This is a genomic window from Streptomyces sp. NPDC058576, from assembly GCF_042718715.1.
Classification (GTDB): Bacteria; Actinomycetota; Actinomycetes; order Streptomycetales; family Streptomycetaceae; genus Streptomyces.
Genome location: NZ_JBHXPF010000061.1, coordinates 26,064 through 36,412, shown reverse-complemented (window position 1 = coordinate 36,412; position 10,349 = coordinate 26,064). Strand labels below are relative to the sequence as shown.

At 74.1% G+C, this 10,349-nt stretch carries 9 protein-coding genes; 8 read left to right on the top strand and 1 reads right to left on the bottom strand.

All coding sequences use genetic code 11. The features are described 5' to 3' along the window. Positions 1-101 precede the first annotated feature (101 nt). Complete coding sequence (locus tag ACFWRV_RS30285; protein WP_384339058.1) at positions 102-1,220, bottom strand: glycerate kinase; 1,119 nt, start codon at positions 1,218-1,220, stop codon at positions 102-104. 141 nt (positions 1,221-1,361) lie between these two features. Here ACFWRV_RS30285 and ACFWRV_RS30280 point away from each other — a divergent pair, with 141 nt between their 5' ends. From ACFWRV_RS30280 to ACFWRV_RS30245, 8 genes are all read left to right on the top strand, one after another. Then, positions 1,362-1,859 carry an NUDIX domain-containing protein gene (locus tag ACFWRV_RS30280; protein WP_384339039.1) on the top strand — a complete coding sequence of 166 codons (498 nt, stop codon included), beginning with the start codon at positions 1,362-1,364 and terminating at the stop codon, positions 1,857-1,859. Positions 1,860-2,041: 182 nt separating this feature from the next. Then, a complete protein-coding gene (locus tag ACFWRV_RS30275; RefSeq protein ID WP_384339037.1) occupies positions 2,042-2,833 on the top strand; it encodes a CoA transferase subunit A in 792 nt (263 codons plus the stop codon). Between the two features lies 1 nt (position 2,834). Beyond that, positions 2,835-3,497 carry a 3-oxoacid CoA-transferase subunit B gene (locus ACFWRV_RS30270; protein ID WP_384339035.1) on the top strand — a complete coding sequence of 221 codons (663 nt, stop codon included), beginning with the start codon at positions 2,835-2,837 and terminating at the stop codon, positions 3,495-3,497. Between the two features lie 245 nt (positions 3,498-3,742). Further along, positions 3,743-5,053 carry an alpha/beta hydrolase family esterase gene (locus ACFWRV_RS30265; protein ID WP_384339033.1) on the top strand — a complete coding sequence of 437 codons (1,311 nt, stop codon included), beginning with the start codon at positions 3,743-3,745 and terminating at the stop codon, positions 5,051-5,053. Positions 5,054-5,081: 28 nt separating this feature from the next. Further along, on the top strand, positions 5,082-6,587 hold the full coding sequence (locus ACFWRV_RS30260; protein ID WP_384339031.1) for a 3-hydroxybutyrate oligomer hydrolase family protein: 1,506 nt from the start codon (positions 5,082-5,084) through the stop codon (positions 6,585-6,587). An 82-nt stretch (positions 6,588-6,669) separates the two neighbouring features. Next, on the top strand, positions 6,670-7,467 hold the full coding sequence (locus tag ACFWRV_RS30255; RefSeq protein ID WP_384339029.1) for a 3-hydroxybutyrate dehydrogenase: 798 nt from the start codon (positions 6,670-6,672) through the stop codon (positions 7,465-7,467). A 246-nt stretch (positions 7,468-7,713) separates the two neighbouring features. Next, on the top strand, positions 7,714-9,363 hold the full coding sequence (locus ACFWRV_RS30250) for a SpoIIE family protein phosphatase (protein WP_384339027.1): 1,650 nt from the start codon (positions 7,714-7,716) through the stop codon (positions 9,361-9,363). Between the two features lie 88 nt (positions 9,364-9,451). Beyond that, positions 9,452-10,261, top strand: a complete 810-nt coding sequence (locus ACFWRV_RS30245; RefSeq protein WP_384339025.1) for an SAM-dependent methyltransferase — start codon at positions 9,452-9,454, stop codon at positions 10,259-10,261. Positions 10,262-10,349: the final 88 nt, after the last annotated feature.

Genomic DNA, 10,349 nt, shown 5'->3' with positions numbered 1-10,349 from the left:
CGCCCCGCCGTGAGACCCCGTCCGCTGGGGCGGGGCGGGCCGTGGGGGGGGGGGGCCCGGTCGTCGAACCGGGCCCCGCCCCCTTCGGGGACGTACCGACGTCAGCTCTGCAGGAAGTCCCGGGCGATCGCCTCCGCCGCCCGCTCCAGCAGCGGACCGGCCTGGGCCATCGAGACGGCCGGGTCCGGTTCCAGTTCGGCCAGGGCGTAGGCGCGGCGGATGCCCGCCTTCTCCAGGGCCTCCGGGGGCAGGGCGAGGCGGCCGCAGACCGCGACGACCTCGATCCCGGCCGCGCGGGCGGCGGCGGCGACCCCGGCCGGTGCCTTGCCGTGCAGGGTCTGCTCGTCGAGCGAGCCCTCGCCCGTGATCACCAGCGTGGCGCGGGCGAGCGCGGGGGCGAAGCCGAGGACGTCGAGCATGACCTCGATGCCGGGGCGGAAACGGGCGCCGAGGGCGACGAGCGCCCCGTAGCCGATGCCTCCGGCCGCGCCAGCCCCGGGCAGGGCCGCCGTGTCGGGGCCCAGGATCGAGGCGTAGTGCGTCAGGGCCGCGTCGAGGACCGCGATGTCCTCCTCGCTCGCGCCCTTCTGCCGGCCGTACACCTCGGGCGCGCCCTTGGGCCCGGTCAGCGGGTTGTCGACGTCGCTGGCCAGGACCAGGTCGACGTCCGCCAGGCGCGGGTCGAGCCCCGAGAGGTCGGCCTCGGCCAGCTCCGCGAGGGGGCCGCCGCCCGGTCCGACGGGCTTGCCGTCCGCGTCCAGGAAGCGGGCTCCGAGGGCGGCGAGCATGCCCGCGCCGCCGTCGGTGGTGGCGCTGCCGCCGACCCCGAACACGATCGTCGTCGCCCCCGCCTCCAGGGCGGCCCGCAGCAGCTCACCCGAGCCGTACGTGGTGGCCGTGAGCGGGGCGAACACCCCGTCGGGCAGGTGCTGGAGGCCCGAGGCCTCGGCCATCTCCACCACGGCGGTGGAGTCGCGCAGCGCGTACGCCGCGGTCACCGGGTCCCCGAGGGGTCCGGTCACCCGCGCCTCGCGGCGCTCGAATCCGGCGGCCACCGCCGCCGCGACCGTGCCGTCGCCGCCGTCCGCGACCGGCAGGGTCTCCACCGCCAGGCCCGGTACGACGCGCCGCAGCCCGGCCGTCACCCGCTCCGCGACCTGTACGGCCGTGAGCGAGCCCTTGAACTTGTCCGCCGCCACGAGCACGCGGGCGGTCTCCACATCTGCTCCGTCCGTCACCTTGCATCCCTTGCTTTCGAACAGGCAGTCGCGCCGCCCCGACCCTATCCGCACGACCCCTGATCTGCCCATGGCCGTCCGGAACCGCCCACGCCACCCCGCGCCCCCACTACGCTGTCGGCCGTGACGACTCCCGACGCCGACTACGCCGCGTACATCGCCGGGCTCCCCCGGGTCCTCGCCGGCGCCGCCTCGCTCTGCCGCGACGCGGAGGGCCGGATCCTGCTCGTCGAGCCGAACTACCGCAAGGGCTGGGCGCTGCCCGGTGGGACCGTCGAGTCGGAGGCGGGCGAGGGGCCCCGGCAGGCGGCCCGGCGCGAGACCCTGGAGGAGATCGGCCTCGACGTCGCGCCGGGACGGCTGCTCGCGGTGGACTGGGTGCGGGGCCCCGGTCGTCCGCCGATCGTGGCGTACCTGTACGACGGCGGGGTGCTCACCGCGGAGCAGCTGGCGACGGTCCGGGTCCAGGAGGAGGAGCTGCTGTCCTGGCGGCTGGTGGCCCCCGCCGAGCTGGACGGCTATCTGCTGGGCACGCTCGGCGGCCGGGTACGGGCCGCGCTGGCGGCCCTGACGTCGGGCGGCGGGCCGGCGGAACTGGAGGACGGCGAGCCGGTCGCGTAGAAGGGCCTCCCTCTGAGCCGGGCGGTCCGCCCGGCGGCTGATCACATCGTTGCCGTGTGACGCGTACAACCGCGCACCGCGCTCCACCACCCGGCCGGGCCCCGGTGTGTGGCCGTCCACCATCGCCGGGGGGCGTCCCGGATTCCTAGTCTCGTCGCAGTCGATGCGCGAGAGGTGTACGGATGAGCAGGGACAAGGTGGTCGCCGACGCGGCGGACGCAGTCGCGGACGTGGAGCGCGGGGCGTCGCTGGCCGTGGGCGGGTTCGGGCTGTGCGGGATACCCGGTGTGCTGATCCACGCACTGCTGGAGCGGGGAGCCGGTGAGCTGAGGGTGGTGTCCAACAACTGCGGGGTGGACGACTGGGGCCTGGGGCTCCTGCTGCGGGCCGGGCTGATCTCACGGATGACCAGCTCCTACGTCGGGGAGAACAAGGAGTTCGCGCGCCAGTACCTCCAGGGTGAGCTGGAGGTGGAGCTCGTCCCCCAGGGCACCCTGGCGGAACGGCTGCGGGCGGGCGGTTCGGGCATCCCGGCGTTCTACACACCGGCCGGCGCGGGGACCGTGATCGCCGAGGGCGGCCTGGCCTGGCGGCACGGGCCGGACGGCTCCGTCGTGGTCGCCTCGCCGCCCAAGGAGACCCGGGCCTTCGGCGGGCGCGAGCACCTGCTGGAGGAGGGCATCACCACCGACTTCGCGCTGGTGCGCGCCGCCGTGGGCGACCGGCACGGGAACCTCCGCTTCGACTCCTCCGCCCGCAACTTCAACCCGCTCGCCGCGATGGCCGGGCGCGTCACCGTGGCGGAGGTGGAGCAACTCGTCGAGCCGGGCGAACTCGCCCCCGACGACGTCCATCTGCCCGGGATCTTCGTCCAGCGGGTCGTCCCCGTCGCGACCGGTGACCCGCGCGCCGAGAAGCGCGTCGAGCGCCGTACCGTCCGCACCGCCCCCACGCTCCGCGAGAGGAACACCTGAGATGCCGCTGACGCGTACGCAGATGGCGGCCCGCGCCGCGCGGGAGCTGCCCGACGGGGCCTACGTCAACCTCGGCATCGGTCTGCCGACGCTCATCCCCGACCACCTGCCGGACGGTGTGCAGGCGGTGTTCCACTCGGAGAACGGCCTGCTCGGCGTCGGCCCCTACCCGGTCGCGTCCGAGGTCAGGGCCGACCTGATCAACGCGGGCAAGGAGACGGTAACCCTGCTGCCCGGGGCCTCCTGTGCCGACTCCGCGCTCTCCTTCGCCATGATCCGGGGCGGGCACATCGATGTCGCGGTCCTGGGGGCGATGCAGGTGTCCGCCTCCGGCGACCTGGCGAACTGGGTGATTCCCGGCAAGGTGGTCAAGGGGATGGGCGGTGCCATGGATCTCGCCCACGGGGCCCGGCACGTCATCGTGTTGACGGAACACACGGCGCGCGACGGCTCCCCCAAGCTGCTCGCGGAGTGCACCCTGCCGCTCACCGGCCGGGGCGTGGTGCACCGGATCATCACCGATCTCGCGGTGCTCGACGTCACCCCCGACGGCTTCCTGCTGCGGGAGGTGGCCCCCGGAGTGACGGTCGATCAGGTGCGCGCCGCGACCGGGGCGGAGCCGGCCGTGGCGCACGACCTCGCGTCGGTGTCCCCGGTGGTCTGAGCAGCCCGAGCGGCCCGGCCCGGGGAGCCCTCGACGTCGCTCCGTAGCAGCAGGGCGCACTCCCGGCAACAGGTCGTGGCTCCCGGCTCCCGGGCCGGTTGTGGAGGGCGTCGCCATTACCCGGCCGCCCGCCCGCTTCCTACGGTGACCGCACACTCCGGTCGCACCGCCGTCCTGCCGGGCGGTGGTGCGGCCGGGTCACGGGATCACGGGCGATCCCGTGCGCCGTCCCACGGGAGGTCACCATGCCGTACGTCATGCCGCCGCATCCCGCACCGCCCGGGGCCCCGCCGCCCGGGGCAAGGCACGGCGGACGCCGGAGCCGCGGCGTCCGTCGGTTCGCCGCCGTCGTCGCCCTGGCCACCGCGGCGGCGCTGGCGGGACCGGGGCCCGCCGGGGCCGCGCCGACGGGGCCGCCGACCGGCGAGGCGCGGGCGGCCGCCCCGCTGGAGCGGGTCACCTCGTTCGGGGCCAACCCCGGCGGCCTGAACATGTACGTGTACCGGCCGGCGGCCCTGCCGGCCGACGCACCCGTGGTCGTCGCCCTGCACGGCTGCACCCAGAGCGCGCAGGTCTACTCCGACAACTCCGGTCTCAACACGTTCGCCGACCGCCACGGATTCCTGGTCGTCTACGCCGAGACCACCGCCGCCAACAACGCCAACAAGTGCTTCAACTGGTTCCAGCCGGGCGACACCCGGCGGGGGCAGGGCGAGGCCGCGTCGATCCGGCAGATGGTCGCGCACGCCGCGACCGCCTACGGGGTGGACACCGGGCGGGTCCAGGTCACGGGCCTCTCGGCGGGCGGGGCGATGACCTCGGTCATGCTGGCCGCCTACCCGGACGTGTTCGCCGCGGGCGCGGTCGTCGCCGGAATCCCGTACGGCTGCGGGGTGGACGTGGTCTCGGCGTTCGGCTGCATGAGCCCCGGCACGGACCGGACCCCGGCGGCATGGGCGCAGGCCGTCCGGGACGCGCACCCCGGTTTCGCGGGTCCCTGGCCCCGGGTGGCGATCTGGCACGGGGACAACGACGCGACCGTCGCCCCGAAGAACGCCGACGAGCTGCGGGACCAGTGGACCGCGGTGCACGGGCTCGACCAGACACCGGACCGGACCTCCACGATCGGCCCCAACGGCACCCGCCGGAGCGAGTATCTGTCGGCCGGCGGCACGAGCGTCGTCGAGGTCGACCGGGTACCGGGCATCGGACACGGCACCCCGGTCGATCCGGGCGGCGGCGGCGAGCAGTGCGGTGCGACCGGCACCCAGCACTTCATCGACTCGATCTGCTCCAGCCACTGGATCACCCGGTTCTTCGGGCTGGACGGCACGACCACCCCGGAGCCGCCCGTGGACCCGCCCACCGAGCCCGCCGCCTGCTGGACGGCGAACAACTACGAGCACGTACGCGCCGGCCGGGCCACCACCACCGGCGGCCAGGTGTACGCGAAGGGCTCCGGCCGGCATCTGGGGCTCTACAACACCTTCGTGACCCACACCCTCAAGGAGTCGCCGGCGGGCTACTACGCCCTCGCCGACGGCGCCTGCCCCTGACATCACCCACCCGAAGGAGGCAGACCTCATGCCGGCAGACCCACCGACGACCCCGCCCGCGGCACCACCGACGCTCCGGCGCGCCGGGCCACGACCCGGCGCCGCGCACCGCCCGCCCCGTGGCCGGTGGCTGCGCGGGGCGGCCGTCGCGGCGGCCGTGCTGACAGCCTGGACGGCGGCCCCGTCCGCCGCCGCCCCGCCGGAGCCGGACTCCGGCAGGGCCGGGCACTGCGCGCGCCAGGAGTCGATCCGCGTGCCCGGCGCCGCCCGCCAACAGGTCGACTGCCTGGCGGAGTTGACGACAGCGGGGACGGTGGCGTCCGGGCACACCGACCCGGCCGACTGGGCGGGGCTCACCCCGAAGGACCTGGCCACCCCCAGCGGCGTACCGGGCATCCAGATCGACGGGTACTTCCCCGACACGTCGACCGGCAACACCAACCACGGCCGGAATCACGACTCCCAGTTCGTCATCCGGCTCCCCGACCGCTGGAACGGCGGTCTCGTCGTCGCCGGCTCGCCGGGCGTGCGCGAGCAGTACGCCAACGACCGGGCCTTCGGCGACTGGGCGCTCGACCGGGGCTACGCGTTCGCCGCCACCGACAAGGGCAACACCTCGGCCGCGTTCCACCGCGACGGCCGGGCCCCCGGTGACGCCGTCGCCGAGTGGAACACCCGGTTCACGCAGCTCACCCGCGCGGCCCGGCTGGTCGTCGCCCAGCGCTATCTGCGCCTCCCCGCGCGCACGTTGGCGATGGGCATGTCCAACGGCGGCTATCTGGTGCGCTGGCAGTTGGAGAACCATCCCGGGCTGTACGACGGCGGGGTGGACTGGGAAGGAGCGCTCTGGCGGGCCGAGGGGCCGAACCTGCTCACCTTCCTGCCGCCCGCCCTGCGCGCCTACCCGCGCTACGCGGCCGGGGGCGCGGACGCCGAGGACGCGCACCGGACGATGACGGCCGCCGGATACCCGGCGGGTTCGGAGTTCCTGTGGCCGTACCACCACCAGTACTACTGGGACCTGACCCAACGGATCTACCGGGAGGAACTCGACCCGGACTTCGACGGCGCGACCGAGGCGGGCACGCCGTTCTGCGCATCCGGAACCCCCGCCTGCGACGCCGACTACGCCTATGCCCAGCGGCCGGCCGAGGTCCGCGACGCGGTCGCGAAGATCGCTCTCACCGGCCGGATCGGCAAACCGCTGATCAGCTTCCACGGCACCCTGGACGTCCTGCTGCCGATTTCCAGGACCTCGGACGCGTACGCGCGGATGGTGCGGCGGGAGGGGCGCGGTGCGCTCCATCGCTACTACCGCGTCGAGGGCGGTACGCACGTCGACTCGCTCGTCGACGCCTTCCCGGACCGGTTGCGGCCGCTCGTGCCGTGTCACCGGTCGGCGGCCGCGGCGCTGGAACGCTGGCTGGACGACGGCCGGCGTCCCCCGTCGAGCCGCACCCTGGAGCTGCCCGCCGGAGCGACTCCGGCCGAACGGCTCACCCGCTGCCCGCTCGACGGGAAGCCGAGCAGGTAGCGCAGTCCCCCACTCCCTTCCCGCTCACTGTGGAGATCCACGCCATGGGATGTCCGGCCGACTGTCTCTAGCGTTTCCGGGCATGACGAGCCAATTTCACGCAGCCTCCGCTTCCCCGGCGCCGGGCGCCGGGGCCGTGGACCTCCGGGGGCGTACCGCCCTCGTCACCGGCGGCGGCAGCGGCATCGGGCGGGCCACCGCCGAGGCGCTCGCCGCCGCCGGGGCCCTGGTGCACGTGGTCGACCGCGAGGCCGAGAGCGCCAAGTCCGTCGCCGCCGCGATCGGCGGGGTGGCCCACGTAGTGGACCTGGCAGACGCCGAGGCGGTGGGGACGCTGCCGACCGGGGTGGACGTCCTGGTCAACAACGCCGGGCTGCAGCACGTGTCCCCCATCGAGGACTTCCCGCCGGCCCGCTTCGAGCTGATCCAGCAGGTCATGGTGACCGCCCCGTTCCTGCTGATGCGGCAGTGCCTGCCGCACATGTACGCCGGTGGGTGGGGCCGGATCGTCAACGTCTCCAGCATGCACGGACTGCGGGCCAGCGCCTTCAAGTCCGCCTACGTCGCCGCCAAGCACGGCCTGGAGGGGCTGAGCAAGGTGGCCGCCCTGGAGGGCGCCCCGCACGGGGTGACGAGCAACTGCGTCAACCCCGGTTACGTCCGTACTCCCCTGGTGGAGGGCCAGATCGAGGGCCAGGCCGCCGCGCACAACATCCCCCCGGAGGAGGTCGTCACCGACATCCTCCTGGACCGCTCCGCGATCAAGCGGCTGATCGAGCCCGACGAGGTCGCCGCGGTCTGCCTCTGGCTCTGCGGCCCCCACACCGGATACATCACCGGTGCCTCGCTCCCCGTGGACGGGGGCTGGGGCGCCCGCTGAACCCCGCGGCCGGCCGGCCGGGAGGCGTGTCCGCCACAGGTGCGCGGCCGCGTGCCGGGCGGCCTCGGAGGCGCGCAGGGGTGCCGGGGTCGCCGATGCGGGGGATCATCGGAGTATGAGCGGCGATGATCCACTGCTCCCGGCCGGAGAGCGGGACGGGCGGAGGCGGGCAGGGACGGCGGGAGGAGGCGCCGTGCCACCGGCCAGGTCCGTGGGCTCGTCGGCCCGGGGGCGGAGGGCGCGGCCGTGAACGAGGAACGTCTCCTCAGGCGGTACCAGGCGCTCATGGGGGCCGTACCGCAGTCGGTGTGGGTGATGTCGCCCGGCGGCGAGGTCACCCTGTTGGCGGGCGGCGGGATCGCCGAAAAGCTCTGGCACCCCGGCGCCGGCACGTCCTGGATGGATGCCGTGCACCCCAAGGACCGGGACTGGTTCCAACGGGCCTGGCGCGGGGCCACGCAGCAGCGGTCCCCCCTCGACACGATCGTCCGGGTGCGGCTCCACGGCGCCCTCGACCGCTTCCGCCACATCAAGATCGTCGCTGCGCCCGTCGTGGAAGGGAGCGGCGAGGTGGAGTGGATCGGAACCGCCACCGACGCCGAGGAGCACTGGCGCAGCCGTATGCGGGAGAAGCTCCTGGCCAGAATGGCGGCGGTGCCCGCGGCCCACGATCTCTCGGAGGCCTTTCTGACGACGGCGGCGGCCGTGGTGCCCGAACTCGCCGACGCCGTGGCCATCTTCCGCGTACAAGATGGCGTCCAGGCCCTCGGGGGCCCTTCCGGGGTACCGGCAGCGGCGTTGCCGGAGCGGGTGGGGCTCGCCCCCGGGCTGCCTTCCCTGCCCCCGCTGAACGCCGACTTCCTGCTCGGGCCGGTGGCCCGGCGGGCCATCGAGAGCCAGGAGGCGCGGCTGCTGGTCTTCCCGCCCGGCGGGCCTCCCGGAGAGGGCTTCTCGGCCGTGTCCGTCCGGTGGCTGCGCGAGGCCGGGGCGACCGGCATCGCCCTGTTGCCCGTGGTGGTGGACGGCCGGACCGTCGCGCTGGCGACCATCGCGACCTGCCGGGGCAACCCACCGCCTGACGAGGCCGACCTCTCCCTGCTGCGGGACGTCTTCCAGCAGATGAGCGGGCCGTTGCGCCGGACGATGGAGCTGCAGAGCATCCGCGGCACGGCGCTCGCGCTGCAGCAGTCCTTCCTGGCGCCCCCGCCGTCCGTCGACGGGCTCGCCATCGCCGCGCTCTACCATCCGGCGGACTCGGCGGCGGAGGTCGGCGGGGACTGGTACGACGCCGTCCGGCTCTCCGCCGACTCGATCGCCCTGTCCATCGGCGACATCGCGGGCCATGACCTCGACGCGGCGACGGCGATGGGACGGGTCAACAGCATCCTGAGGGGACTCGCGTACGACCGTGGTCCGGCCGCCAGCCCGGCGGACACCCTGAGCCGGCTCGACCGTGTCGTGCAGGCACTCGACAGTCCGTCGATGGTCACGGTGGTGCACGCGATCCTGCACCGACGGGAACACGGCGGCTGGCGCATCGCCCTGTCCAACGCCGGCCACCCGCCGCCCCTGCTGATCCCGGCCGACGCGCCGTCACGGTATCTGCACGGCCCCACGGCCCCGGACCCGCCGCTGTGCGTCGCCGACTGCCTGACCCGCACCACGCTCCACGCGGTCCTGCGGAAGGGCGACATCCTGGTGTGCTACACCGACGGGCTCGTGGAGACGCCGGACTCGGACATCACCGACAACCTCCGCCGCCTGCGCGAACGCTCCGACACTCTCGCCCGCCGGGGCGTGCCGCTGCCCTCCCTGATCCGCGGCCTGCTGCCCCCGCTGCACCACCGCCGGGACGACATCGCCGTCATCGCCCTGGAAGCGGAGCCGGACGGGTGAGCGCGCCTGTCGAGAGCCGCACCGTTTGCGGCCGGAACAGCGCCTCCCTACCCTCGATGAAGCCGTTCTCGGACGAAAGAGGCTCCGCATGGACACGCCGAACGACCCCACGGCCGGACTGGTGACCTCGCGCGCCCACTCCGCCCGGGTGTACGACTACATCCTGGGCGGCAAGGACCACTACTCCGCGGACATCGAAGCGGGCGACGCCATGTGCCGGCACTGGCCCGCCCTTCCCGTCCACATGCGGGAGAACCGCCGGTTCATGCACCGGGCCGCTCGCTTCCTCGCTGAGGAACGGGGCGTCCGCCAGTTCCTGGACATCGGGACCGGGCTGCCGACCTCCCCGAATCTGCATGAGATCGCGCAGGAGGTGGCGCCGGAATCGCATGTGGTCTACGTCGACAACGACCCCATCGTCCTCGCGCACGCCCGCGCCCTGCTCCAGAGTTCCCCGGAAGGGGCCACCGCTTACGTCGACGCGAACATGCACGACCCGGACGCCATCCTGGACAGCGCGGAGTTCCGCGAACTCATCGACCTGAGCCGGCCCGTCGGTCTCATGGTCATCGGCATCATGCACTTCATCGAGCCGCCGGACGACCGGCTTCTGGTCAGGCGTCTGCTGGACCCGCTGCCCTCCGGCAGCTATCTCGCGATGACCATCGGCACGGCGGACTTCGCACCGGAGGAGGTCAACCGCGTGGCGCAGGAGTACCGACGGCAGGGCATGCCCTTCGTCCTGCGCGACCTCCCCACCGCCACCTCGTTCTTCGAGGGGCTGGAGCTGACGGAGCCGGGGATCACCCAGGTGCACGCGTGGCACCCCGGCCCGGAGCAGGACGGCATCGACGGCCGGGACATCGCCATGTACGGAGCGGTCGCCGAGAAGCCCTGACGCAGCCGGTCACCGCTGTCCCGCTTCGGCCCCGCTCTCCCTTCGCCCGGGGCTCGGTCAGACACCGTCCGCTGCTCGGCCAGGTCAC